The organism is Leucobacter triazinivorans (assembly GCF_004208635.1).
Taxonomy (GTDB): Bacteria; Actinomycetota; Actinomycetes; order Actinomycetales; family Microbacteriaceae; genus Leucobacter; species Leucobacter triazinivorans.
The window spans coordinates 642,724-667,865 of the sequence record NZ_CP035806.1 but is presented as its reverse complement, the minus strand read 5'-3'; the positions used below and the strand labels follow the sequence as shown (position 1 = coordinate 667,865).

22 protein-coding genes, 1 tRNA gene and 1 other RNA gene are annotated in these 25,142 nt (G+C 68.5%); 12 read left to right on the top strand and 12 right to left on the bottom strand.

The genetic code is table 11. From position 1 onward, the window contains the following. Positions 1 to 61: 61 nt before the first annotated feature. The 3 genes from EVS81_RS03040 to EVS81_RS03030 all read right to left on the bottom strand — a co-directional run bounded on the left by EVS81_RS03040 (position 62) and on the right by EVS81_RS03030 (position 2,793). Complete coding sequence (locus EVS81_RS03040) at positions 62 to 835, bottom strand: alpha/beta hydrolase (protein WP_240739939.1); 774 nt, start codon at positions 833 to 835, stop codon at positions 62 to 64. Positions 836 to 928: 93 nt separating this feature from the next. After that, positions 929 to 2,323, bottom strand: coding sequence for an aspartate aminotransferase family protein (locus EVS81_RS03035; RefSeq protein ID WP_130109076.1), 1,395 nt, complete (start codon positions 2,321 to 2,323; stop codon positions 929 to 931). Positions 2,324 to 2,325: 2 nt separating this feature from the next. After that, positions 2,326 to 2,793, bottom strand: a complete 468-nt coding sequence (locus EVS81_RS03030; protein WP_130109075.1) for an Lrp/AsnC family transcriptional regulator — start codon at positions 2,791 to 2,793, stop codon at positions 2,326 to 2,328. 447 nt (positions 2,794 to 3,240) lie between these two features. Here EVS81_RS03030 and EVS81_RS03025 point away from each other — a divergent pair, with 447 nt between their 5' ends. The 5 genes from EVS81_RS03025 to EVS81_RS03005 all read left to right on the top strand — a co-directional run bounded on the left by EVS81_RS03025 (position 3,241) and on the right by EVS81_RS03005 (position 9,030). After that, a complete protein-coding gene (locus tag EVS81_RS03025; protein ID WP_130109074.1) occupies positions 3,241 to 4,434 on the top strand; it encodes a polyamine ABC transporter substrate-binding protein in 1,194 nt (397 codons plus the stop codon). Positions 4,435 to 4,439: 5 nt separating this feature from the next. After that, positions 4,440 to 5,609: an ABC transporter ATP-binding protein gene (locus EVS81_RS03020; protein WP_130109073.1), complete on the top strand. Its 1,170-nt coding sequence runs from the start codon at positions 4,440 to 4,442 to the stop codon at positions 5,607 to 5,609. A gap of 10 nt (positions 5,610 to 5,619) precedes the next feature. Next, entirely contained in the window at positions 5,620 to 6,480 is an 861-nt protein-coding gene (locus EVS81_RS03015; RefSeq protein WP_130109072.1) for an ABC transporter permease, read from the top strand. Further along, positions 6,477 to 7,277: an ABC transporter permease gene (locus EVS81_RS03010; RefSeq protein ID WP_130109071.1), complete on the top strand. Its 801-nt coding sequence runs from the start codon at positions 6,477 to 6,479 to the stop codon at positions 7,275 to 7,277. Before EVS81_RS03015 ends, EVS81_RS03010 begins: the two co-directional genes overlap by 4 nt. 322 nt (positions 7,278 to 7,599) lie before the next feature. Then, on the top strand, positions 7,600 to 9,030 hold the full coding sequence (locus tag EVS81_RS03005; RefSeq protein WP_130109070.1) for an APC family permease: 1,431 nt from the start codon (positions 7,600 to 7,602) through the stop codon (positions 9,028 to 9,030). Between the two features lie 203 nt (positions 9,031 to 9,233). Here EVS81_RS03005 and EVS81_RS03000 read toward each other — a convergent pair. Both EVS81_RS03000 and yczE read right to left on the bottom strand, forming a co-directional pair. After that, positions 9,234 to 9,310 (bottom strand) — tRNA-Met (locus tag EVS81_RS03000). A 30-nt stretch (positions 9,311 to 9,340) separates the two neighbouring features. After that, positions 9,341 to 10,018: a membrane protein YczE gene (gene yczE, locus EVS81_RS02995; RefSeq protein WP_240739938.1), complete on the bottom strand. Its 678-nt coding sequence runs from the start codon at positions 10,016 to 10,018 to the stop codon at positions 9,341 to 9,343. Between the two features lie 60 nt (positions 10,019 to 10,078). Here yczE and yczR point away from each other — a divergent pair, with 60 nt between their 5' ends. From yczR to smpB, 5 genes are all read left to right on the top strand, one after another. After that, a complete protein-coding gene (gene yczR / locus EVS81_RS02990; protein WP_130109069.1) occupies positions 10,079 to 11,515 on the top strand; it encodes a MocR-like transcription factor YczR in 1,437 nt (478 codons plus the stop codon). A gap of 55 nt (positions 11,516 to 11,570) precedes the next feature. Continuing rightward, positions 11,571 to 12,680: a peptide chain release factor 2 gene (prfB, locus tag EVS81_RS02985; RefSeq protein WP_130109068.1), complete on the top strand. Its 1,110-nt coding sequence runs from the start codon at positions 11,571 to 11,573 to the stop codon at positions 12,678 to 12,680. Positions 12,681 to 12,936: 256 nt separating this feature from the next. Beyond that, complete coding sequence (gene ftsE / locus EVS81_RS02980; protein WP_130109067.1) at positions 12,937 to 14,175, top strand: cell division ATP-binding protein FtsE; 1,239 nt, start codon at positions 12,937 to 12,939, stop codon at positions 14,173 to 14,175. Beyond that, positions 14,172 to 15,086: a permease-like cell division protein FtsX gene (gene ftsX / locus EVS81_RS02975; RefSeq protein ID WP_130109066.1), complete on the top strand. Its 915-nt coding sequence runs from the start codon at positions 14,172 to 14,174 to the stop codon at positions 15,084 to 15,086. Before ftsE ends, ftsX begins: the two co-directional genes overlap by 4 nt. Positions 15,087 to 15,450: 364 nt before the next feature. Next, positions 15,451 to 15,930, top strand: a complete 480-nt coding sequence (smpB, locus tag EVS81_RS02970) for an SsrA-binding protein SmpB (protein ID WP_130109065.1) — start codon at positions 15,451 to 15,453, stop codon at positions 15,928 to 15,930. A gap of 120 nt (positions 15,931 to 16,050) precedes the next feature. On the opposite strand, the gene nylB is transcribed toward smpB, so the two are convergent. Both nylB and EVS81_RS02960 read right to left on the bottom strand, forming a co-directional pair. Beyond that, on the bottom strand, positions 16,051 to 17,229 hold the full coding sequence (nylB, locus tag EVS81_RS02965; protein WP_130109064.1) for a 6-aminohexanoate-dimer hydrolase: 1,179 nt from the start codon (positions 17,227 to 17,229) through the stop codon (positions 16,051 to 16,053). Further along, entirely contained in the window at positions 17,226 to 18,659 is a 1,434-nt protein-coding gene (locus EVS81_RS02960) for a purine-cytosine permease family protein (protein ID WP_130109063.1), read from the bottom strand. The genes nylB and EVS81_RS02960 overlap by 4 nt, the downstream gene beginning before the upstream one ends. 108 nt (positions 18,660 to 18,767) lie before the next feature. Between EVS81_RS02960 and EVS81_RS02955 the strand changes: the two genes are divergently transcribed. After that, on the top strand, positions 18,768 to 19,409 hold the full coding sequence (locus EVS81_RS02955) for a TetR/AcrR family transcriptional regulator (RefSeq protein WP_130109062.1): 642 nt from the start codon (positions 18,768 to 18,770) through the stop codon (positions 19,407 to 19,409). A 249-nt stretch (positions 19,410 to 19,658) separates the two neighbouring features. Beyond that, positions 19,659 to 20,031: a transfer-messenger RNA gene (gene ssrA, locus EVS81_RS02950) on the top strand. A 115-nt stretch (positions 20,032 to 20,146) separates the two neighbouring features. Here the strand turns inward: ssrA and EVS81_RS02945 are convergent. Genes EVS81_RS02945 through EVS81_RS02925 form a run of 5 tightly spaced genes read right to left on the bottom strand, consistent with a single transcriptional unit; the run spans position 20,147 to position 25,063 of the window. Beyond that, entirely contained in the window at positions 20,147 to 21,100 is a 954-nt protein-coding gene (locus tag EVS81_RS02945; RefSeq protein ID WP_130109061.1) for a polysaccharide deacetylase family protein, read from the bottom strand. Continuing rightward, complete coding sequence (gene speB, locus EVS81_RS02940; protein ID WP_130109060.1) at positions 21,097 to 22,056, bottom strand: agmatinase; 960 nt, start codon at positions 22,054 to 22,056, stop codon at positions 21,097 to 21,099. The genes EVS81_RS02945 and speB overlap by 4 nt, the downstream gene beginning before the upstream one ends. A 36-nt stretch (positions 22,057 to 22,092) precedes the next feature. After that, positions 22,093 to 22,881 carry an SDR family NAD(P)-dependent oxidoreductase gene (locus EVS81_RS02935; RefSeq protein WP_130109059.1) on the bottom strand — a complete coding sequence of 263 codons (789 nt, stop codon included), beginning with the start codon at positions 22,879 to 22,881 and terminating at the stop codon, positions 22,093 to 22,095. Next, the gene (locus tag EVS81_RS02930; protein ID WP_130109058.1) at positions 22,881 to 23,573 is read right to left on the bottom strand and encodes an SDR family NAD(P)-dependent oxidoreductase; all 693 of its coding nucleotides are present in this window, start codon (positions 23,571 to 23,573) and stop codon (positions 22,881 to 22,883) included. The genes EVS81_RS02935 and EVS81_RS02930 overlap by 1 nt, the downstream gene beginning before the upstream one ends. After that, a complete protein-coding gene (locus tag EVS81_RS02925; protein ID WP_130109057.1) occupies positions 23,570 to 25,063 on the bottom strand; it encodes an APC family permease in 1,494 nt (497 codons plus the stop codon). The genes EVS81_RS02930 and EVS81_RS02925 overlap by 4 nt, the downstream gene beginning before the upstream one ends. Positions 25,064 to 25,142: the final 79 nt, after the last annotated feature.

The following is a 25,142-nucleotide window of genomic DNA, read 5'->3' as shown; positions in this document are numbered from 1 at the left end:
CGTCTCCCACGTGGAGGCGGGGCGCTTCTGCGTCGCCGGCGCGCGCAGTGGATCGCGGTCGTCACGCTCCCGCGATGAGCTCCCGCGAGCGCGCGCTCACCTCGCGCGCGACCTGCTCCCGGGAGACCGTCGCCTCGCCATCGCCCGGCTGCACTCCGTACCATCCGAAGGCGGCGTGGTTGGCCCCGTCGATCACGACCATCTCGGCGGTCGGGGGCAGCAGGTTCGAGGCCGCGTCGATGTCGGCCGGGGTGGACAGTCCGTCGTTCGTGCCGGAGATGCTGAGGACCTCGGCGCCGCCGTCGCTGAGGTCGGCCGCGCAGTAGCTCGCGAGCAGGATCAGTGCCGCATCGGGGATCCGCGAGACCTCCTGGCACGCCCGCACGCCTCCGAGCGAGTGCCCGCCGATCGCCCAGCGGTCGACCTCTGGCGCGTAGGCCGCGAAGTCGTCCAGGTCGCGCGTCTCGAGGATTGCGAAGCGCAGGGGGAGATCCGGGATCACCACGGTCGTGCCCGCGGCCGCGAGATCCCGGAAGGTGGGGGCGTAGGCGATCGCGTCGACCTTCGCTCCCGGCAAGAAGACGAGGCCGGTGCCGTCGGCGCCCTCGGCCGGGGCCATGACCCAGGCGCCGTCCTCGTGGACCACGCTGATCGCTGGATCGGCGTCGAGCGCGGCGACCGCCGCCGGATCCGCGTCCATCCTGCCGATGCCGGCCCAGACGAGGAACGCGCCGATCGCGAGGATGAGGATCGCGCCGATCGACGCGGCGGTCCAGGCGACGATGCGGCGCAGGCGGGAGTGGCGGGTGTGGCGGGATCGGCGGGAAGCAGGCACGGGTTCAGGATATAGCGGTGCGCCGGAGCGCGGAACGGCCCCGCACACCGAGGTGTGCGGGGCCGTTCCGCGCTGCCGCGGGAGTCGGTGCGCTCAGATCTTGGAGGATGCGTCCTTGAGCACGCTGCGGAGGATGCCGCCGATCTCCGCGAACTCCGCCGGACCGATGGTCAGCGGGGGCGCGAGCTGGATGACGGGGTCTCCACGGTCGTCGGCGCGGCAGTAGAGGCCGGCCTCCCACAGTGCGGGGGAGAGGTAGTCGCGCAGGAGCCGATCGGACTCCTCCTCGTTGAAGGTCTCCTTGGTCGCCTTGTCCTTGACCAGCTCGATGCCGAAGAAGTAGCCCTCACCGCGCACGTCGCCGACGATGTCGATGTCGAGCAGCTTCTCGAGCTCGGCGCGGAACAGCGGGCTGTTCTCGCGCACGCGACCGTTGAGGTCCTCCTCCTCGAAGATGTCGAAGTTGGCGAGCGCCGCGGCCGCCGCCGCGGGGTGACCGGCGAAGGTGAAGCCGTGGTAGAAGGTGTTCTCGACCGAGTTGAAGGGCTCCGACACCTTGTCCGAGACGATCATCGCCCCGAGGGGCACGTAGCCCGAGGTGATGCCCTTGGCCGACGTGATGATGTCGGGCTCGTAGCCGAGCGCCTTCGAGGCGAAGAAGTCGCCGACGCGGCCGTAGGCGCAGATGACCTCGTCCGAGACGAGCAGCACGTCGTACTGGTCGCAGATCTCGCGCACGCGCTTGAAGTAGCCGGGGGGCGGCGGGAAGCAGCCGCCCGAGTTCTGCACCGGCTCGAGGAAGACGGCCGCGACGGTGTCGGGGCCCTCGAACAGGATGGCCTCTTCGATGCGGTTGGCCGCCCACTGGCCGAAGGCCTCGAGGTCGTCGCTCGGGGCGCCCATCTCCTCGGCGCGGTAGAAGTTCGTGTTGGGCACTCGGTGCCCGCCCGGGGTCAGCGGCTCGTAGAACTTCTTCATGTCCGGGATGCCCGTGATGGCCAGCGCGCCCTGCGGGGTGCCGTGATAAGCGACCGAGCGCGAGATGACCTTGTGCTTCATCGGCTTGCCCTGGATCTTCCAGAAGTGCTTCGCCAGCTTGAACGCGGACTCGACGGCCTCGCCGCCACCGGTGGTGAAGAACACCTTGTTCATCTGGCCGGGCGCGTACGAGGAGAGGCGCTCGGAGAGCTCGATCGCAGCCGGGTGGCCGTACGACCACAGCGGCATGAAGTCGAGCTGCTTCATCTGCTTGGCGGCGGCCTCCACGATGCGGTCGCGACCGTGGCCCGCGTTCACGACGAACAGGCCGGCGAGGCCGTCGATGTACGCCTTGCCGCTCGCGTCGTAGATGTGGTGGCCCTCGGCGCGGGTGATGACGGGGATGCCGTCGTCGAGCACCTTGCGGTTGGTGAAGTGCGGCCACATGTGACGCTGGGCCGAAGCCTGGAGCGCGGCGGTGTCAACCGCGGCAGTGGGATCAAAAGACATGGTTATCGTGTTCCCCAGTCGTATTTCTGTTTGGTGAGTTGGAGGTAGACGAAGGTCTCGGTCGAGGCGACACCGTCGATTCCGCGGATCTTTTCGTTCAGCAGTTCGATGAGCCCGTCGTTGTCCTCGCAGACGACCTCCACCAGGATGTCGAAGGAGCCCGCGCTGAGCACGACGTAGCTGATCTCCGGCATTTCTGCGAGGTGGTCGGCGACGACCCTGGTGTCGCCGGAAACGCGGATGCCGAGCATCGCTTGTCGGCTGAAGCCGAGTCGCATGGGGTCGGTCACGGCAACGATCTGCATGACCCCGGCATCCGTGAGCTTCTGCACCCGCTGGCGCACGGCGGCCTCGCTGAGGCCCACCGCCTTCCCGATCTCCGCGTACGAACGGCGGCCATCGCGCTGGAGTTGCTCGATGATCGCTTTCGACGTGGCGTCGAGCGCTGGCGTTGTACGTTTGCTGCTCACGCCACTGATTCTTGCAGTGAAACGTCGAAAATGCAAAGGAATCCGAAGATATCGGGTTGGAATCCTGCCAATCTCCACTTCATCCCGCGTGGTGTCGTCGCTCGCGCACGCGCGCTCGCGCGCGTCGAGTCCGTCTGTCGGCGATCTGCGCGTGCACGCCTTCCCCGTCGATGCGCCTGTGCGCGGGTGACGGGCCGTGCTGCTTCGGTTCTCGGCGTCTATAGCGCGAACGGGCACGAAAAGCGCAGGCGATTGTGGATATCGACCACAGTTTTCGTCGGGCCGGCATCGAAAAATAACTGTTTCGTGAAGAATTCGTATCACCTGGGGTGTGTTGTTGTCGTGCATTCCCACTCTGTGCCATATTCGAGGCACAGACTCCGGCGATGTTGCCGTTCGTGCGCATGTGTCGGTTACCGGACCAGGGAGAACCGAAGGAGATATCTCATGGCACGTCAGCCTGAAGATCCGATCGTACGCAGCATCGTCAACATGATTCGGGGCGCACAGGTCAGCCGCCGGCAGCTCCTCCGCGGCGCAGCGGTGGGCGCCGCCGGTGCCGGAACGCTCGGTCTCGCGTCGTGCGCCGGAGGTTCCGGCGGTGGTGGCGGTGGCGGCATCGTCTGGGGCAACTGGACCTACTACCTCGACTTCGACGAGGCCACGGGCGGGTACCCGAGCCTCGACGCATTCGTCGAGCAGGCGGGGTTCTCCGTCGACTACATCGAGGACATCGACGACAACAACACCTTCTACGGCAAGATCAAGGATCAGCTCGCGCAGGACCAGTTCACGGGCTACGACGTGATCACGCTGACGGACTGGATGAACGGCCGTCTGCTCGAGGCCGGTCAGATCCAGGAATTCGACTACGCCAACCTGCCCACGGTCACGGCGAACCTGATCGACGCCCAGTGGGACGCGCTCGACGTCGATCCGGGGCGCAAGTTCACCATTCCCTGGCAGCTGCCGGCCTCGGGCTGGGTCTGGCAGAAGGACGTCGACCCCATCCGCGAGCTCGACGACTTCCTGCGCCCCGACCTCCACGGAAAGGTCGGCGTGCTCAGCGAGATGCGCGACACGATGGGCATGATCATGGCGGGTCTGGGCACCGACCCCGCCGGAGACTGGGGCGACGCCGAGTTCGACGCTGCCCTGGCCTGGCTCGACGACGCGCTGAAGAGCGGGCAGATCGCCAACGTGAAGGGCAACTCCTACACGCAGGATCTGCAGACCGGAACGACGCTCGCCGCGATGGCGTGGACCGGTGACGTCGCGACGCTGAACGCCGAGAACGGCGACCAGTGGGTGCTCGAGGTGCCCGAGAGCGGCGGAATGATCACGGCCGACTCGTTCACGGTGCCCAACGGAACCTCGGCCGAGAACAAGGCCATGGTCGAGGAGATGATCGACTACTACTACGATCCCGCCGTCGCGGCGCAGGTCGCCGACTACGTCTGGTTCGTCACCCCGGTCAAGGGCGCGCAGGAGGAGATGGAGAAGATCAACCCGGACAACGTCGACAACCCCCTCATCTTCCCGGACGACGACATGCAGTCCCGCCTGCACAACTTCCGCACGCTCACGGCCGAAGAGGACAACAAGTACTCGACGCTGTTCCAGGGCGTGCTGGGGCTCTGACGGCGATGGATTCGAATTCGTACGCGTCTGCGGGCGCTGACCTCGACCTCGTCGGCGTGCAGAAGCGCTTCCCCGGGTTCACCGCGGTAGAGGAACTGGATCTGCACATCCCCGCCGGCTCCTTCTTCGCGCTGCTCGGGCCGTCCGGCTGCGGCAAGACGACGACCCTGCGCATGGTCGCGGGGCTCGAGGACCCCACGGCGGGCCGGATCCTCATCGGTGGCGAGGACGTCACCGCGCACAAGCCGCATCAGCGGCCCGTGAACACGGTGTTCCAGTCGTACGCCCTGTTCCCGCACATGACGATCCTCGAGAACGTGGCGTTCGGGCTCAGGCGCCGTCGGGTCTCCTCGCCCCTGGAGCGCGCGCACGAGGCGCTCCGGCTCGTCGAGCTCGACCACGTCGCCGATCGCAAGCCGGCGCAGCTCTCGGGAGGCCAGCAGCAGCGCGTCGCACTCGCCCGCGCCGTGGTGAACCGGCCGGCGCTGCTGCTGCTCGACGAGCCGCTCGGCGCCCTCGACCTCAAGCTGCGTCGCCAGATGCAGCAGGAGCTCAAGCAGATCCAGCAGGAGGTCGGCCTCACCTTCCTGCACGTCACGCACGACCAGGAGGAGGCCATGACCATGGCCGACACCGTCGCGGTGATGAACAAGGGCCGGATCGAGCAGATGGGTGCGCCCGAGGAGCTCTACGAGCTGCCGCGGACGGTCTTCGTCGCGAACTTCCTCGGCAAGTCCAATCTCTTCGCGGTCGACGTCACGGGAGGCAGCGATCAGGCTCTGCAAGCGTCGCTCGCCGGGACCACGATCTCGCTGCTCCGCTCGCGGACCGAGCGCGAGAGCGGCTCCATCACCGTGGGAGTCCGGCCCGAGAAGCTGCGCCTGCACCGGCAGCCGCCCACGGACACCGCCGGCCAGAACGTGCTGGGGCCCGGGCGCATCACCGACGTCTCGTTCATCGGGGTGAGCACCGAATACACCGTCGACGTGCCGGGGATCGGGGCCGTCGAGGTGTTCTCGCAGAACGTCGAAGCGGGGCCCGCGGCGGGCCTCGGCGACGAGGTCTGGCTCAGCTGGCACGTCGAGCACACCTTCGGGCTCGCCGACGACCGGCTCGAGACCGGCGCACTCACCGCCGACCTGTCGACGCGGGCGATCGCCACGCGATCGAGTTAGGGGAGCCCTCATGGCATTCACCGCATTCTCGACCGGCGCGAAAGCGGTCGAGCAGGCGCCGCGCAAACGCGGGTGGGTGGCGCTGCTGCTGCTCGCGCCGGGCATCGCCTACATGCTGCTGTTCTTCGTGGCGCCGTTCATCCAGCTCGCGATCACCTCGCTGCAGGCTCCGGCCGAGAGCGGGGGCATCGGCCAGTACGTCGCCGCGATGCAGTTCTCGAACTACTGGGCCGCGCTGCAGGAGTACTGGCCGCAGCTGCTGCGCTCGTTCGTCTACGCCCTGACGGCGACGATCATCGGACTGCTCATCAGCTATCCGCTCGCGTACCTCATCGGGGTGAAGGTACGGCACCGGCCGATGATGCAGGGCATCCTGCTGATCCTCGTGGTCGCGCCGTTCTTCATCAGCTTCCTGCTGCGCACGCTGGCGTGGAAGTCGATCCTGCCGAGCGACCTCATCGGCACGCACTTCTCGGTGATCTTCGGCCTCGTGTACAACTTCATCCCCTTCATGGTGCTCCCGATGTTCGCCTCCTTGCAGGCGCTCGATCTTCGCCTGATCGAAGCGGGTTCGGATCTCTACGCGTCGCCGGTGACGGTGTTCCGCAAGGTCACGCTGCCGCTGTCCATGCCCGGCGTCGTCTCGGGCACGCTGCTCAGCTTCATCCCGATGTCGGGTGACTACGTGAACGCGTCGCGCGAATTCCTCGGCGGCACCGGCACGACGATGATCGGCAACGTCATCGAGTCGAACTTCCTGCAGACGCAGAACTATCCGATGGCGGCCACGCTCTCGATCATCCTCATGGTGATCATCCTGGTGATCGTGGCGACGTACGTGCGCAAGAGCGGGGCGGAGGATCTGCTGTGAAGAACTTCAGTCTCGGGAAGGCCTTCGTCCCGGTCGTCGGCGCGATCGCCCTCATCTACCTGCTGCTGCCGATCGCGCACGTCATCGTCTTCTCCTTCAACGACGCGGGTCGGAACAACATCATCTGGCGCGGGTTCACGCTCGACAACTGGCAGAACCCGTGCGGTGCTCCGCAGGTGTGCACCGCCTTCGGCAACAGCATCCTGGTGGGCGTGGTGGCGACCGTCATCGCGACCGTGCTGGGCACGATGATCGCCATCGCGCTGGTGCGGTACCGCTTCCGCGGCCGCTCGACGGTCAGCCTGCTGCTGTTCACCCCGATGGCCACCCCGGAGGTCGTGCTCGGCGCCGGACTCGCGGCGCAGTTCCTGCTCGCCGGCGTCGAGAAGGGCATCGGGACCGTCATCCTCGCCCACACGATGTTCTGCGTCTCGTACGTCGTCGTGGCCGTGAAGGCGCGCGTCGCGAGCCTCAATCCCGCGATCGAGGAGGCGGGGCGCGATCTCTACGCCTCTCCCGCGCAGGTGTTCTGGAGGATCACCCTTCCGATGCTCACCCCCGGCATCATCGGTGCCGCGCTGCTGAGCTTCGCGCTGTCGTTCGACGACTTCATCATCACGAACTTCAACGCGGGCACGGCGACGACGTTCCCGAAGTTCATCTACGTCTCAGCGCTGAAGGGCGTGCCCGCGCAGGCGAACGTGCTGGCGTCGATCGTGTTCGTCGGGGCGCTGCTGCTCGTGATCATCGTTCAGGTGATCAACATCAACAAGCAGAAGCGCCTGTCGCGGGCCTGAGCGCAGCGGAACGCAGCGCGGTGCGCTCACGCCCGCGGTGCGGCCGCCGCAGGAGAACGTGAGCGGAGCGGAACGCACGTCGGGGGCGGCCCGGGACCAGGTCCCGGGCCGCTTCGGCGTACCCGCCCGCGATGCCGGTGCCGCCCGATCCGCCCGCGCCGTTGCGCGTGTGCGGGCTCTGTGCCGCCCATGAGTCGGCTGCGGTGCGGCGGCCACGTGAATCGGGTGTATGGTTCTGATTGCTGTCCGCCGGTCAGCGCCCCTCGCCGAAGCGGATCGCAGACGTCTGCTCGGTGAGATCCGGATCTCGAAAGAGGAGAGCATGGCGACTCCCACCCCCTCCGTCGTCGCGCGTCGTGCGACGCTCAAGCGCAGCCTCGGGCTCTGGGCCATCGTGGGCCTGGGCCTGGGATACATGACCCCGACCGTCGTGTTCGACACCTTCGGGCTCGTCGCCCGCGACACCGACAACGTGGTCCCGCTCGCCTATGCGGTGGCCCTCACGGTGATGATCTTCACCGCCATCAGCTACGGCAAGATCGCCGGCGCCATTCCCAGCGCGGGCTCCGCGTACACCTATGCCCGCGAGTCGATGCACCCGAACGTCGGCTTCGTGGTGGGGTGGACGGCGCTCATCGACTACATGCTGCTGCCGATGGTGAACTGCCTCATCATCCGCAGCTATCTCGAGGCGTTCTTCCCCGGCGTGCCGGGGGCCGTGTGGGTGGTGGTCTACGTCGTGTTCGTCACCGGCATCATCTATCTGACGATGAAGGGCACCTCGAACGTCAACATGATCCTGCTCGTGTTCTCGATCGTCGTGATCACGGTGTTCGTGGTCATGGTGTTCGTGCAGCTCTCCGGCGGCGCCGGCGTGGGCGGCGTGGTGACGATCCAGCCGTTCTTCCACAGCGGGGTCGAGTTCGGCGCGGTGCTCGCCGGGGCGACCATCGTCTGCTTCTCGTTCATCGGCTTCGATGCCGTGACGATGTACGCGGAGGAGGCGAAGACGCCGAGGATCATGCCGAAGGCGATCCTGCTCACCGTCGTGCTGGGCGGAGCGATCTTCCTCATCGCCGGCTACTTCACCCAGGCGCGCTTCCCGGCGTGGGAGGAGTTCGCGCCCGGCGGAGACATGCAGTACATCGAGGACAGCACGCTGCCGCTCATCGGCGAGTTCGTCGGCGGGAAGGGCTTCGCGGCGGTGCTCACGGCGGCGGGCTTCGCGGCGACGCTGGCCTCCGGTCTCGCCTCGCACGCCTCGGTGTCGCGCATGCTGCTGGTGATGGGGCGCAACAACGTGCTTCCGAAACGCTTCTTCGGCTACATCAACGCGAAGACCCACACGCCCACGTTCAACATCGTGCTGACCGGGGCCATCTCGCTGCTCGCCATCTCCTTCACGCTCGAGATGATCGCCGCCTACATCAACTACGGGGCCCTGGTGGCGTTCACCTTCGTCAACCTCTCGGTGATCGCCTGGTTCGCGGTCCGCAAGGGTCGTCGCCGCACGCCGAGGGACATCTTCACGTACATCGTGATGCCGGCGCTTGGCACGCTGCTCACCGGGCTGCTCTGGGTCAACCTCGACGGGCACGCGCTCGTGGTGGGCCTCATCTGGTCCGGCCTGGGTGTGGTCTATCTCGCCGTCATCACGCGGGGCTTCCGCCGTAAGGTGGCCTCGTTCGATGAGTCGCAGCCCGTGACCGGCTTCAACAAGGTTCCCGCCGAGACCGCTGCCGAGGAGGGGTAGGCGCCGAGGCGGCCCGGTCGGTGCTCGGAGCGGCGCCTGGCGCGCGAGAGCCGCACGCACCGGCCGGGCGCCCCCTGCAATCCGGGGGCATCGAGACCGAGGAGGGCCCGGGCAGGGCCGAACGCGGGGGAGAGGTGCACGGGCGGAACCGGGAGAGAACGCCAGAGGCCCCGACCTGGATTTCTCCGGGTCGGGGCCTCTGCTGGTTGCGGGGGCAGGATTTGAACCTACGACCTCCGGGTTATGAGCCCGGCGAGCTACCGAACTGCTCCACCCCGCGGCACGAGAATCGACTCTACCACACGGCTGCCTACCCCTGCGCCGGCCCCGGTGCGGGCCGAGCGCTGCCGTCAGCACGTGCCGCCGCATCGGCCGAAGCCGTCTCGACTTCGGCCGGTGCGCTCCGTGCTCGACGCGATTTCGGGTCGAAGAGGGGCAGCGTGACCGAGCACAGCGGGCCGATGAGCAGCGCGAACGCGACCGTGCCGAGGCCGACGTCGCCGCCGAGCACCCAGCCGATCGCGAGCACCGTCACCTCGACGGCGGTGCGGCCCACCCAGATCGGTGTGCCGAAGCGCGCGTGAATGCCGGTCATCAGCCCGTCGCGCGGGCCGGGCCCGAGGTGGGCGCCGATGTAGATCCCGCTCGCCAGGGCGAGCAGCACCAGTCCGATCGCGAAGAACACCACCCGCAGCCACAGCGCCTCGGGAACCGGGAGCAGCCACAGGCCCAGCTCGATGCCGGGCCCGACGAGCAGGATGTTCAGCACAGTGCCGATGCCGGGGCGCTGGCGCAGCGGGATCCAGAGCAGCAGCACGAGCAGTCCGATGAGGTTCGTGAGGAGTCCGATCCCGAGCCCGGTGCGCAGCGACAGCCCCTGCGCGAATACGGTCCACGGGTCGACCCCGATTGCAGCGCGGATCATGAACGCGTCGGCGACGCCGTAGAGCAGGAGTCCCGGAATGAGTCGGAGGATGCGGAAGGTCACCTCATCAGTCCAGTCGACATTGGACTGGTGCGCAAGATGCCAATCGCATACAGTGGCCCCATGATTGCGCAGCGACTCTCCGCACTTCGACTGCGGCGACTGCTCGGCAACTGGCGCGGCGCCGGCCACGGGTACCTCGAACTGAGCGAGAGCATCGAGATGCTCGTGCGCGACGGGGCGATCGCGGCGGGCACCGCGCTCCCCGCCGAACGCCCCCTCGCCGAGACCCTGGGCGTCAGCCGCACGACCATCAGCGCCTGCTACCGCAGGCTTCGCGAATCCGGGATCGCGCTCTCGCGCCAGGGCTCGGGCACCGTGGTGCGCGCACCGCGGCGGCCGGACGGCGATGCGGATCCGGCGACCGGCACGGCCGACATCGATCTCTCGACGGCCTGCCCCGAGCCGTGGGAGGGGCTCACTGCTCTCGGCGGTCGCGCGATGGCCGAGCACCCCGAGACCTTCCTCCTCCCCGGCTACGACACGCTCGGTCGCCCGGCCCTGCGCGAGGCCATCGCCGAACGCTACACCCGGCGCGGCCTGCCCACTTCGCCCGACCAGATCATGGTCACCCTCGGCGCGCAGCACGCGATCTTCCTGCTCGCGCGCACGCTGCTCGCGCGCGGCGACCGCAGCCTGATCGAGTCGCCCAGCTACCCGCACGCGCGGGAGGCGCTCGCGGCGACGGGCGCCCTCGTCGCCGAGCTGCCGATCGGGCACGACGGCTATGGCGCGCCGGAAATGCTCGACATCGTCGCCCGCACCTCGCCCCGGCTCGCCTACCTCATCCCCGATCACCACAACCCGACCGGTGGCAGCATGCCGGGCGCACTGCGCACGCGTCTGATCGCCGAGCTCAGCGCCCGGGGCAGCTATGTGATCGCGGACGAGACCACGGCGGAGCTCTCCCTGGGGGAGGCCCGGACGATCGTGCCCTTCGCCGCGTCCGCCGATCGCCCGCACCAGCGGGACGCGATCATCACCGTGGGATCGCTCGGCAAGACCGTATGGGGCGGACTGCGGGTGGGCTGGATCCGCACGACCCCCGAGCTGATCAGCCGGTTGGAGGTATCGCGCCGGATCGGCGACCTCGGCACGGGTGCCTGGGAGCAGGTGCTCGCCGAACTCGTGCTCGAACGCTACGACGATGTGCTCGACGACCGGTCGCGCGCGCTCACCTCGCGCCACCGGGTGCTGATCGAGCAGTTGCGGGCCCGGCTGCCGAGCTGGCGCCCCTCGCTCGCCGAGGGAGGGGTGAGCGTATGGGTCGATCTCGGGGAGCACCGCAGCACGGCACTCAGTCGCGAGAGCGCCCGGCGCGGTGTGCGCCTCGTGCCCGGGGCTCGCTTCGGCAGTCCCGGGGTGTTCGAGCGGTTCGTGCGTCTGCCGTTCTCCGCTCCGGAGGACGCCCTCGTCGACGCGGTGGAGCGGCTCTCCGAGGCGTGGGGGTCCGACGCCGCAATCGCACCGCCGCCCGCCCGCGATCTCGTCGTGATCTGAGCCGTTCGCGATGCGGCGGCCCGGCAGGCGGGCGGCCCGGTAAGCTAGGGGGATCATGCTCGAAGTTGATTTCAGTGCACGCATCCGCGCGGTCCGCTCCACCTACGCCGACATCGCGGCGGTGACGGACCTGCCGAGGCTCGATCGTGAGATCGCCGAGCTCGAGCAGCAGGCCGCGGCCCCGGACCTGTGGGACGACCCCGCGGCGGCGCAGAAGGTGACCAGCGGCCTCTCGCATCGGCAGGCGCGGGCGAAGCGGTTGCGCGCCGTCGAACAGCGCATCGACGACCTCGAGGTGCTGGTCGAACTGGCGCAGGAGATGGACGACGAGGACTCGGCGACCGAGGCGGCCGAGGAGCTCGCCGCGATCGAGGCGGTCGTGCAGGATCTCGAGGTGCAGACCATGCTGTCGGGGGAGTACGACGAGCGGGCCGCCGTCGTCACGATCCGCTCCGGTGCCGGGGGCGACGACGCGACGGACTTCGCCGAGATGCTGCTGCGCATGTATCTGCGCTGGGCCGAGCAGCACGACTACTCGACGAAGGTGCTCGACACCTCGTACGCCGAGGGCGCGGGGATCAAATCGGCCACCTTCGAGATCGACGCGCCGTACGCGTTCGGCACCCTGTCGGTCGAGGCGGGGACGCATCGCCTCGCGCGCATCAGCCCGTTTGGCTCGGCCGACAAGCGGCAGACGAGCTTCGCCGGCGTCGAGGTGATCCCGCTCCTGGAGGAGGCGACCGAGGTCGACATCCCCGAGAACGACATCCGCGTCGACGTGTTCCGCTCGAGCGGTCCCGGCGGGCAGTCGGTCAACACCACCGATTCCGCAGTGCGCATCACCCATATCCCGACCGGGATCGTCATCTCGATGCAGAACGAGAAGAGTCAGATCCAGAATCGCGCCGCGGCGATGCGCCTGCTGCAGACCCGCCTGCTGCTGCTGCAGAAGGAGCAGGAGGCAGCGAAGAAGAAGGAGCTCGCGGGCAGCATCACCGCGAGCTGGGGCGATCAGATCCGCTCGTACTTCCTCTACGGGCAGCAGCTCGTGAAAGATCTGCGCACCGGGCACGAGTCGTCGCAGCCCGACGCCGTCTTCGATGGCGACCTCGACGGGTTCATCGCCGCGGGCATCCGCTGGCGCTCTCTGTCGAAGGGCGACTAGCGGCCGCTCCGTCCCCTGCTGGGGCGCGATGCCGAGAACGACCGGCGCCGCTCTCTCCGCCGGCTCGGGAGCGCTGCCGCTGCGGGAGAGCTGCTGTTGAAGGGCGGGCTCCAGCCCGTCATCCTGCGCAGAGGCCGCCCGCGGCCGGAGTCGCAGGATCCACCTGAGCGGTTTCTGCGACTTCGCGCAGAATGACGAGCATCGAACCGCGCGCCTGCGCTGCGCCCCCGGCTGCGGGGCGTATTGTCGAGGCGTCATGATCCTCTTCGAGAACGTCACCAAGAAATACCGGGGCACCGCGAAACCCGCGCTCGACGGCATCGACCTCAGGGTCGACCGCGGCGAGTTCGTGTTCATCGTGGGCGCCTCCGGGTCGGGGAAATCGAGCTGCCTGCGCTTGATCCTGCGCGAGGATCAACCGAGCTCGGGTGGCATCCACGTGCTCGGCCAGGACCTCGGCAAGATCTCCTCGCGAAAGGTCCCGTACTTCCGCCGCAATCTCGGCACCGTGTTCCAGGACTTCCGCCTGCTCACGAACAAGACCGTTTACGACAACGTCGCGTTCTCGCTGCAGGTGATCGGCAAGTCCCGCGGCTTCATCCAGGAGGCCGTGCCGGACACGCTCGAGATGGTGGGACTCGCGGGCAAGTCCAAGCGCTACCCGCACGAGCTCTCGGGCGGCGAGCAGCAGCGCGTGGCGATCGCGCGTGCCATTGTGAACAAGCCCGCGATCCTGCTCGCAGACGAGCCCACCGGCAATCTCGACCCCGCAACGAGCCTCGGCATCATGCAACTGCTGCGCGCCATCAATGCGGCGGGCACCACTGTCGTCATGGCCACGCACGAGGCGACGTTCGTCGACATCATGCAGCAGCGGGTGGTGGAGCTCTCGCAGGGCGTCGTCGTGCGCGACGAGGTCGGGGGCGGGTACGGCGAGACCGCGTCGATCCCGGTCGCGGACCTCTCCGCCGAGGGCATGCAGGTGCTGCGCACCACCGAGGCCGTCGTGCGCGCCGCCCTCGCCCCGGAGGAGGTGGCTGAGGCGGAGCCCGCGGGGACGCCGTCGGCCGCGGCCGCCGGCACCGCGCCCCGGCAGAGCGGGCACGACCCCGATACCGCTCCCGTGACGACGGTGGGCGCTGCTCAGCCGCCCGAGGGGGCCGCTTTCGGCACCCCGTCGACGGCTGCGGAAGCCGACCCCGAGACGCCGTCGGCGCCGGCCGGCCCGGCCGCGCCGGTCGCAGCCCGATCCGACGCGCGAGAGGCCTCGGTGTTCGAGCCGCCGCACCCGTTCGGCGCCGAAGACGACGACATCGACGACGGCGACGACACCGTGCGCGCCGACGGGCCGCAGGCGCGCCGGATCCCGAGCTTTCTCGATCCGGATCGTCCGATCGACCCCGTGCGAATGTCCGAGACCGGCAGCCTCGCGGATCATCTCGGGCTGCGCCGCAAGAACGATGACGACGAGACGGATGTGGGGCCGGTGCGATGAGGGCGGGACTGGTGCTCGGCGAGGTCTGGAACGGCCTGCGCCGCAACATGTCGGTGGTCATCTCCGTGGTGCTCGTGACCTTCGTGTCGCTCACCTTCGTGGGCGCCGCGATCCTGATGCAGTTGCAGATCCAGCAGATGAAGACCTTCTGGTTCGACCGCGCCCAGGTGGCCATCTACCTCTGCACCGAATACGACGAGAGCGCGACCTGCGCAGGGGAAGACGCCGGGGAGGAGGAGATCTCCGCGGTCGAGAATGCGCTGCAGTCGGATACGCTGCGGCCCTACGTCGACGACTTCTTCTTCGTGACCCACGAGCAGGCCTACGAGGAGTTCGTGCAGCAGTTCGACGGCAATCCGATCGTCGACATCACCCAGCCCGAGCAGCTCAACCAGACGTTCTGGATCAAGCTCTCGGATCCCTCCCGATCCGACATCATCACCGAGACCTTCTCGGGGATCCCCGGCGTGCAGAGCGTCTCAGATCAGCGCAGCCTGCTCGACCGCATCTTCCTCTTCCTCGGGGTGGCCAGCTACACGGCGATCGTGATCGCCGGGCTCATGCTCGTCGCCGCCATGCTGCTGATCTCGACGACGATCAGGCTCTCGGCGTTCTCGCGCCGGCGGGAGATCGGGATCATGCGCCTCGTCGGTGCATCGAACCGCTTCATCCAGACCCCCTTCATCCTGGAGGGGATCATCGCCGCGCTCTTCGGGGCGGTGCTGGCGAGCGCCGCTTCGGTGTCGATCGTGCGCTTCTTCGTGCAGGGATTCCTCGCGAGTGAAGTGCCCTTCACGAGCTACATCACCGTCGAGCAGGCGCTCGTGGTGCCACCCGTGCTCATCCTGGTGGGCGTGATCCTCTCTGCGATCGCGGCGAAGATCGCGATCACCCGCTACCTGCGCGTGTAGCGGGCCGTCGCCGCAGGTTCTGGTCTGAGCGGGCGCGCCCGGATGCGGGATCCGGAGTCGGGACCGGATCCGGAGTCGGGACCGGATCCGGACACCGGGATCCGGGAGATGGGAGCCGGGATCCGGATCTCGGCGAGCCCAAACTCTTGCGCGAGCGCGAGCGCGTTGCCCGAGCGCGAGCCCTCCGGCGCCGCAAATCCGTTCGGGCTCGAACGATCGGCTCGGTCTGGGCCCCGCGGGGCCGGGCGGCTCGACGCGGCGGGCGGAGCGGGCGCGGTGTGCGATAGGCTGGTTCTTCGCGCGTGAGCGCGGGGCCCGGGACTTCTCGCCGGGCCCATCCGCCCCGGCCGAGAGAGGATGTGACATGAGCCCCAAGGAGACGGGCGAGCGGCTGATCGCCTCGAACAAGAAGGCGCGCCACGAATACCACATCCTCGACACCTACGAGGCGGGGCTGGTGCTCACCGGCAGCGAGGTGAAGTCGCTGCGCATGGGACGGGCTTCGCTGGTCGACGGCTACGTCTTCATCGAGCGCGGCGAGGCCTGGCTCGACGCCGCGTACATTCCCGAGTACCTCAACGGCTCCTGGACCAACCACGCGCCGCGCCGCAAGCGCAAGCTGCTGCTCCACCGGCAGGAGATCGACAAGCTCTACCAGAAGACCAGGGAGGGCGGCATGACGATCGTGCCGCTGCGACTGTACTTCCTCGACGGCCGCGCGAAGGTCGAGATCGCCCTCGCCAAGGGCAAGAAGGAGTACGACAAGCGGCAGACGCTGCGCGAGCGGCAGGACAAGCGGGAGGCCGAGCGCGCGATGCGCACCCGCAACCGCATGGGGGAGTAGCTCCGCGGCACGGTGCTGTCCGGGTGGCTGGAGATCCCGGACAGGCGATCGATGCCCAGGAAGACGATTCCGCAGTTCTTGTCCTCCTGAGCGTCGATCGCCTGCTGGGGCGCGCCGCGGCTACAGCGTATCGAGCGCGTGGCTGATGTCGAGCAGCACCGCCTGCTGCAGGCGGTGCCAGTGCTCGGTATCGGGGTCGGGCCACGACGAGAGCTTCACGATGACGGAGTCCGTCGGCGGGTCGAGCCAGAGGTTCTGCCCGTGGATGCCGATGCCGCTCACGTTGCCGCGTTCGTTGCCGGTGCACCACCACTGGCGGGTGTAGCTGCCGCCGGGGAACGCGCCCGTGAAGTCCTTGTCGGTCATGGCCTCGCGCGATCCGCCCGAAAGCACGCTGCGCACCCAGTCCCCGGAGACCACGCGACCGCCGGGCGCGATGCCGCCGTCGAGCATCATGCGGCCCACGCGCGCGAGATCCCGCGCCGTGCACGAGACGCCGCCGTTCGCGAAGCCGAATCCCGCGGTGTCGACCGTGATGGTCGCGTCGAGATCGGCGTCGAGCTTCGCCCACAGATGCGTGGAGAGCGCTTCGGCGTAGCGCATGCCCGTGACCCGCTCGACGATCCAGGCGAGCACGTCGGTATTCGCCGAGCAGTACTGGAACTCACCGGTGCGGCCGCTGCCGCGCAGCGTCGCGAGGAAGGCGTAGGTGTCGGCGGGATCGCCGTCGCGGCGCGAGCGCCAGCCCGCCGAGCGATCGTGGGTCTGCACCTCCGAGGCGGGGTCGACGTAGTCCTCGTTGTAGTCGATGGCGACCTGCATGTCGAGCACCTGCTGCACGGTGGGCCCGTCGTAGGCGGAGCCCCCGAGCTCGGGCACGTAGTGGGTGACGGGTCGTGCGGGGTCGATTCGCCCGTCGTCGACGAGCGCGCCGACGACGGTGCCGCACAGCGACTTCGAGACGCTCATCAGCAGGTGGCGGTCGTCGGGTGCGAAGCCCGGCCGATAGTACTCCGCGAGCACCTCGGAGCCGCGCAGCACCAGGAGCGCGTCCGTGTACGTCTCTTCGAGGCGCCGCTCGAGATCGGGGAGCTGCGCCGCGAGCGCGTCGAGCCGCACGACGGGCTCCGCGGGCGTTGCCGGGTCGCGCCGGGAGACCGCCGCCGTGGGCACCATCTCGCTCAGGTGGGCGAAGGCCCAGCGGTTGTGCGGAGCCTCCTGCCAGCCGTCGAGCGTCGGCTCTCCGGCGGCGGCGCCGGGGTAGCGGGCGGGGTGGGGGCCGGTGGCGGGTGTGTTCATCGAGCGTCTCCGAAGGTGTATCCGCGGCGGGTGAAGAGAAGGTACAGCCCACCACTGACAATCATTGCGACGGGAGCGGAGAGATCGATGTAGCCCATGGCCTCGGCGACCGCGCCGCTCCAGAAGTCGGTGGTGAGGAAGAGCGAGGCGGCAGCGCCGCCGATGATCCCCGCGGCGAGCCCGGGAACGCTGAAGCCGCCGGTGTACCAGTACTTCGCGCCCGGACGCTCGTCGAAGAGATCGAGGCCATCGTATCGGTTGCGGCGCAGCCAGATGTCCATGCAGTAGACGGTGATGCCCGGGGCGGAGATGAGGATCAGTACCTGCAGCATGAGGTTCACGGCGTCGAGCAGGCTGGTCGACATGACCAGATAGACGGTGAAGAGGGTGCCGAGCACGCCGATGATGATGGCCGAGGGGATGCGCCGGATCGGGATGCCGATCGACTGGAACGCCATGCTGGCGGTGTAGGTGGTCATGCCGTTGAGGGCGACGGTGTTGACGATGACGCCGATCACGAAGATGGGCACGAGCCAGACCGGGAGCATGTCGAGCAGAGCGAACTCGATGCCGAACTCGAGCGCATCGGCCGAGACCACGCTTCCGAGCAGCGCGCCGATCGAGGTGAAGAAGAATGTGGGCAGAGCGCCGCCGAGGGCCGTGGCCGCGACGATGCGGGAGGGCTTCGTGTCGGCGGGCAGGTACCGGGCCATGTCGGCGCTGTTCGAGAAGGAGAGCGGCGTCGAGGCGAGGATCGCGAAGCTGATGGTGAGGCTCGACCACAGCTCGATGCCCCCGAGGGGCTCGGGCTGCTGGAAGGACCAGTCGACGGTCGGCAGAATGAACGCGGTGACGGCCAGGAATATCACGAGCAGCGCCACGGTGAGCGCCGCGTAGGCCTTCAGGATCAGCGCGTGGCCGTAGACCGCCACGAGCACGGTGATCGCTGCGACGCCGATGGTGACGAGGACGAGCGCGAGATCCTTGTCGACGCCCATCTGCGCGAGGAGCTCGGCGCCCATGAACGACGAGGCCACCCAGTTGAGGGCGAGGAAGACACCGGAGATGAACCAGCCGTAGAAGGCGATGTAGATCTTGTTGCCGATCACGCCGTAGATCGCGCGCGTGATGACGGAACCCGAGGTGCCGGCCGCCGGGCCGCTGATCGCGACGATCCCCGGCAGCACCCAGAGCAGATTCGAGAGCGCGATGACGAGGATCGCCTGCCAGATCTCGAGCCCGAGGAGGACCGTGAGGGACGCGCCGATGGTGAAGTTGAGCACGCTGACCATCGGCGCCGCCCAGACGCCGAAGAGCTCTCGCGGGCGCCCGTGGCGCTCTGATTCGGAGATGAGCTCGATGCCTCGGGTCTCGGGCTGCGTGGCGACATCGACGAAGGCCTCGTCGGCAGTGGCGGGGGTCTTGCGCACGGGGGACTTCCTCTCGCAAAGCCTCGAGCGTCGTTGCCGGGCCAGGCGGAGCAACTCTGCTATTGGTCATGGGACCAATGGGCTATTGGGCACCTATACAATATGAAGATGGATGCGGTGTCAAGCCGGAAGGCTCCGAGGGTGCGCAAACCGCCCGAGGAGCGTCGCGCGGAGATCCTCGCCGAGGCGGCGCGGATCGCCCTCGAGGACGGTCTCGAGCGGATCACGCTGCGCGCGGTCGCCGAGCGCCTCGGGGTGAGACCGGGGCTGATCAGTCACTATTTCCCCGCCGCGGAGGATCTCGTGATCGCGGCGTTCGAGCTCGCCATCACGACGGAGCGCGAGTGGCTCTTCAGCGCTCGCGGCACCGCGATGGAGCGACTGATCGGATTCGTGCGCCGGGTCGAGTCGGAGGAGGCGGTCGAGCTCGCGAGGCTCTGGCTCAACGCGCGCCACCTCGCCCGCTTCATGCCGGCCCTCGTCGACGCCATCGAGCGGCAGGAGGCCCTCGACCGTGCTCTGTTGACCGAGCTGATCGAGGACGGGGCGGCCGAGGGCGCGTTCGTGGTCGACGATGTGCTCGGCGCCTGTGTGCGCATCTTCATGGCGGTCGATGGATTCGGCACGTACGCGAACAACACTACGCCGTTCGAACACGAGGCTTACAAGCGGTTCGTCGTCGACGTCTGCGCGTGGGCTCTCGGACTCGAGGCGGGGGAGCTGCGCGCCGCGGTGCGCAGCCGGCTCTGATCCCAGCGCACGCGAACGGGCTCCCGCACGCCCCATCACCTTGCCGAGATCCCGATTCCTGTCGCTCCCGCGGCGGCTCGACGACAAGAATCGGGATCTCGTCGCAGCCCGGATGAGGGGTGCGCCGCCGGAGCCTTCACTTCGCCCTCCGGAACTGCTATCCTGTAAGGCCGGGAGCGATCCCGGGTTGACAATTCCACAGCGCGTGATGCGAATGCCCCCAGACTGCGCCGACGAGGCGCATCGCACGGGGCCGATCGGTTTCGACACGTCGATTTGAGACTGTGAGAAGCGGGCCGAGGACGCGGAGTTATCTCGTAAACGCCCTTCGCAAACCATAGGTGCCAACGCTAAGCGCACCGACTTCGCTCTCGCTGCCTAAGCAGTAAGACCGAGTCCGTCAGGTCGGGTGGGCCTCCGCCCCGGTTTCCTGGCGTCATCAAGGGGGCTTGCTGGTGCGTCGCGTCTCAGGGCGCACCGGGACTTTCACTGAGGCTGGGCCTGTCATCCTAGGTGTTCGTGGCAAAGGATGGGGCCGAGCAGAACGTCTGCACGAACTACGCTCGTAGAAGGCACGGAATCGTCGAAGTGGACCGGGGTTCGATTCCCCGCGGCTCCACCAGAGCATTCGCATCACGCGCTGTGAGCAGCCGCCCCGAGGGCGGGAAGCAGGACCGCGTCGCCTCGATGGGGGATCCGGGCTTCGGGAGTGCCCGCGGCCCGGCGCGGCTCGCCGATCACATCGGCGAGGGCCTGCCGCCGCCCGTCTCAGATCGGCGAGGCGTGCTCCGATCGATCGTCCGGGGTGCCGGGGCCAGCGATTCCACGTGCTCGGCGATCTCGAGCAGCGACGCCAGCCACACGTCCTGCAGTCCCGCCACCTCCGCGATGAGGTCCTCGAGTGCGGCGGCGCGGCCCGGCCGCCCCGAGAGGAACGGGTGGTTGGTGAGCACCCAGCATCCGCCGAAGCGACGTACCCCCTCGAGCTCGCTGCGCCAGAGCTCGATCGCGTGCGCCGGGGTCTGAATGGGGCCGAGCTCAGTGACCTCAGGCAGGAAGCAGTACTGCTCCCAGTCGTCGAGCGACCACTGGATCGGGATCTCGACGATCGTCTGCTCGGCGGGGCCCTCGGCCTCCGCCGAGCCTCGCACGCCCGCCGTCGAGAGGACGTAGGGGGAGTCGTCGTCCATCAGGCTGGAGTCGTAGCGGAAGCCGCGTTCCGCGAGCAGCTCGGGCATCTCCCACGAGAGATCCCACATCGGTGCGCGATATCCGACCGGTCGTTCGCCGGTGAGGCGCTCCAGCGCATCGCTGCCGCGATCCAACTGCTCGGCCTGTTCGACAGGACTCAGACCGCTCGGCTTCAGATGATGGTAGCCGTGGTGGGCGATCTCGTGCCCGGCAGCCGCGATGTCGCGCACGGCGCGGGGATGCAGATCGGCGGTCAGCCCCGGAACGAAGAAGGTGCTGCGCACGCCCGTTCGCTCGAGGATGTCGAGGATCCGGCGCACGCCGACGCGAGGTCCGTACGCCTGATGCGTCATCGCGCTCATGCTCCGGGCGGTGGCCGGCGCCGCAGCGAGAGCGGCCGACTCGCCGTCGACGTCGAACGAGAAGGAGGCCGCGCAACGCGCAGTGCCGGGCCAGCCGATCGGCGGGTCCGGCGACCCGGTCGCCGCGAGTCGGGTCATGCGCTCACACGACCGCTCATGATCGACACCAGGTCGTAGGCGCAGTGGGCCGCTGCGACCGCCGTGATGCTCGCATGATCGTAGGCCGGCGCCACCTCGACCACGTCCGCTCCCACGAGGTGCTTGTCGCGCAGGCCGCGGAGCAGCTCGAGGAGCTCGCGACTGGTCAGCCCTCCGGCCTCCGGCGTTCCGGTGCCCGGGGCGTGGGCGGGATCCAGCACGTCGATGTCGATGGAGATGTAGAGCGGAGCGTCGCCGACCCGGCTGCTGATGCGCTCGATGATCTCGGTGAACGGCGTCGTGTGGAACTCGCGCGCGTGCACGATGGTGAAGCCGAGTTCGGCATCGTCGGTGAGGTCCTCCGCGCTGTAGAGCGAACCGCGGATCCCCACGTGCGCGGAGTGCTCCTTGAGCAGCAGCCCCTCTTCGATGGCCACCCGGAACGGGGTGCCGTGCGTGACCGGCGTGTCGAAGTACGGCCCCCAGGTGTCGAGGTGCGCATCGAAATGCACGAGCGCCATCGGTCCGTGCTCGCGGTGCAGGGCGCGGAGCGAGGCGAGCGCGATGGTGTGGTCTCCGCCCAGCACCACGACCGGGCGACCCCCCTCGGTCAGCGCCGCGACGCCTGCCTCGATCTCGCGGAGCGCCGTGGTGATGTCGAACGGATTGCAGTCGACATCACCCGCGTCCACGACCTGCACCGAGTCGAACGGAGCGACGTCGAGCGCCGGGTTGTAGGGGCGGAGCAGGCGGGACGCCTCGCGGATGGCGCCCGGACCGAATCGAGCGCCCGGGCGGAAGGTGACGCCGGTGTCGAACGGCACCCCGACGACCGCGACGTCGTGCTGCGGTGCGTCTCCGATCCGGGGCAGTCTGGCGAAGGTCGTGAAGCCCGCGTAGCGCGGAGACCTCTGTCCGTCGATCGGAGGGACGGGGGCGGGGGAGCTGGTGGTCACTGGAGGATCCTGTTCTCTTGATGCAGTCTATCGACGTCAGACCCGGCTGCGGGTCGAGCCGCCGTTCACCTGGATGGTCTGCCCGACCATGGTGCGCAGCGCGGGGTCGGCGAGGAATGCCACCGCAGCGGCCACTTCGTCGGCGCGACCGATGCGGCCGAGCGGGATGCCTTCGGCGTACCGATCGTGCATCTCTCCGAGCGGGATGCCCGCGGCGTCGGCGTCGACGTTCAGCTGCGGGGTATCGATCACCCCCGGCGCGATCGCGTTGACGATGATGCCCTCCGGGGCGAGTTCGTGCCCGAGGCACTTCACGAGTGAGATGAGTCCGGCCTTCGACGCCGCGTAGGCGGTGGCCTCGGGCCAGCCGATGACGCCCCATTCGCTCGAGATGACGATGATCCGCCCGCCGCTGCCCTGCTCCCGCATGACACGAACGGCCTCTTGGATCATGGCGAACGTCCCGAGGAGATTGGTGTGCGCGACGCGCCACCAGTCCGCGGGATCCGCGTCCACGAGCGGACCCATCGTCATGGTGGCGTGGTTGGCGACCAGGACGTCGAGTCGTCCTGCTGCGGCGACGGCGTCCCGGATCAGCTCGCGGCACGCCTCGGGCGTGCTCAGATCCTTCGTGAGACCGGTCGCGCCGGTCGCTTCGAGAACGGCCTGCAGCGCTGCTCCACGCGACCGGGCGTGGGCGAGCACGCGGGCGCCCGCGGAGGCGAGCGCAGCCGTCTGGGCCGCTCCGAGGCCGCCGGCGGCGCCCGTGACCAGTGCGCTCGATCCCTGCAGAATGGAGGACGGTGAGGTGGAGAGCGGCGCCATCAGATCACCGCCCCCGAATTGGGGTGCAGCGTCTCACCGGTGACGAAATCGGCCGAGTCGAGCAGGTAGTGAACGCACAGTGCGACCTCGTCGGGATGGGCGAGCGCACGGGCGGGCAGCGTCGAGAGGTAGGCCGTGTCGCGCCAGGGGGAATCCGGTGGCAGCATGGGGGTGTCGGTCGGCCCGGGCGCCACCGCGTTCACGCGGATCCCCGCGGGGGCGACCTCGGCGGCGAGGCTCTTCGCCGCGCCGAGCACCGCTCCCTTCGCCGCGGCGTAGTGCGAATCCCGCGCGCCGCCCCCGACCGCCAGCTCGCTCGCGATCGCGACGATGGCGCCGGTACCGCGTTCGAGCATCGCGGGCAGCACCGCGCGGGATCCCGCGAAGAACCCGCCCAGGTGCACCCGCAGCATCCGCTCGGCCTGGTCATCGGTCACTTCAGCGAAGGGAATGCTCTCATAGTGCCCCGCGGCGCTCACCAGCGCGTCGACCGGGCCGAGCTCTCGCTCGACCGATACGACGGCGGCCGCGAATTCGCGGTGATCCGACACGTCGAACGGCAGCGAGAGATCGGCGCCGGGGGCCGGTGCGCGATCCACGCCGGCGACCAGCCACCCGGCGCCGCGCAGTCGTCGCGATACGGCGGATCCCACGCCCCCTGCGGCGCCCGTCACCACTGCGACCCGGCTCATCGCGGCTCCTCGAGATCCCGCGCCGCATCGCCCGCATCTGCATCGACGACCACCGCTGACGTCTCGACATTCTCGATCCGACCGCGTACGCGCGCATAGATCACCCCGCCCACGATCGTGAGCGCCGCTGCGCCCAGGATCACCGACCAGTCGAGCCAGGTGTTGCCGTTGACCGCGCGGGGCCAGGCGATGTTCACGAGCTCGAGCACCACCCACACCAGTGCGGCGATCGCGACGACTCCGGTCCACCGGCCGATCGAGAACGGCCCGGGGCGCCAGCGCCGGCGCACCACGGCGACGGCGAACGCGAACACGGGGAAGAGGAAGCTCAGGTAGAAGCCGCCCGAGGTGAAGTTCACCATCATCGTGTACAGGTTCTCGGCGACGTTGCTCAGGAGGAAGAGGGCGGTGCCGATCGCCGTGGTGATGAGGATCGGGCCCACGGGCTGGCGCTGCGTGCGGCTGAGCCGCGACAGCGCGTTCGAGAACGGCAGTGCGCGATCTCGCGCCTTGGCCCAGATGAGGCGGGAGGCGGAGGTCTGGAGGGCGAGGAAGCTGGCCACGAAACCGATGGCGAAGAGCGCCTGGATGGGGATCGCGAGGTGCGAGCCCAGCTGCGCGGTGAGCACGGCGTATACCGGATCCACGTCGTAGTCGGGGAGCTCGGTGGCGTTCTCCGGCGTTGCGAGGATGATCGCGAGGCTCGAGAACATGACGACCGCGGCGATGAAGCTGATCGAGAAGAGCACGGCCTTCGGCAGATTGCGGCGGGGCTCGTGGACCTCCTCGGCGATCGACCCTGCGCTCTCGAATCCGACGAAGGAGAATCCGATGAACACGATCGCGAGCAGGAACGGGCCTCCGAGCGAGAAGAACCCCTCCGACGCGCCGATGCTCGCTCCTCCGTCGAACAGGATCGAGAGGTCGTGCTCGCGGTGCGCGATGAGCAGCCAGATTCCCAGCCCGATGGAGCCGATGACTTCCGCAATGATGCTCGCGATCATGAACCCCTTGAGGATCCCGCGACCCGAGAGATTGATCACGGTGCCGAGCACCAGGACGATGAACGCGATCAGTGCGATCTGGGTGCCGCTCGCGCCGTGCATGCCGATGATGTTCGCGATGAACCCCGCGGCTCCCAGCGCGACCGTGGCCATGGCGATCACCAGTGTCCAGATGTAGAACCAGCCCGCGAACCAGCCGAATCCTGCGCCCAGCAGACGGTTGGCCCACTGGTAGATCGACCCCTCGAGCGGCCACTTCGAGACCAGCATCGCGAAGACCAGCGCCACGAGGAACTGCCCGGCGAAGACGATCAGGAAGCCCCACCAGAACGAGGGCCCCGCGGTGGCGATGGCGAGACCGAAGATGCCGTAGAGCGCAACGATCGGGGAGATGAATGCGAACGCGAAGGCGAATGCGGCGCCGAAGCTGAACTCTCTGCGCAGCGTGTTCGTGCCCGCTGCCGGGCGAGCGGTGCTCGTAGTCAAGATGGTCTCCTTTGGCCAGGACGAGGCGAACGCAATCATTATGCACTTCTCCACTCTTGGTGTGACTACAAGGGGAAGT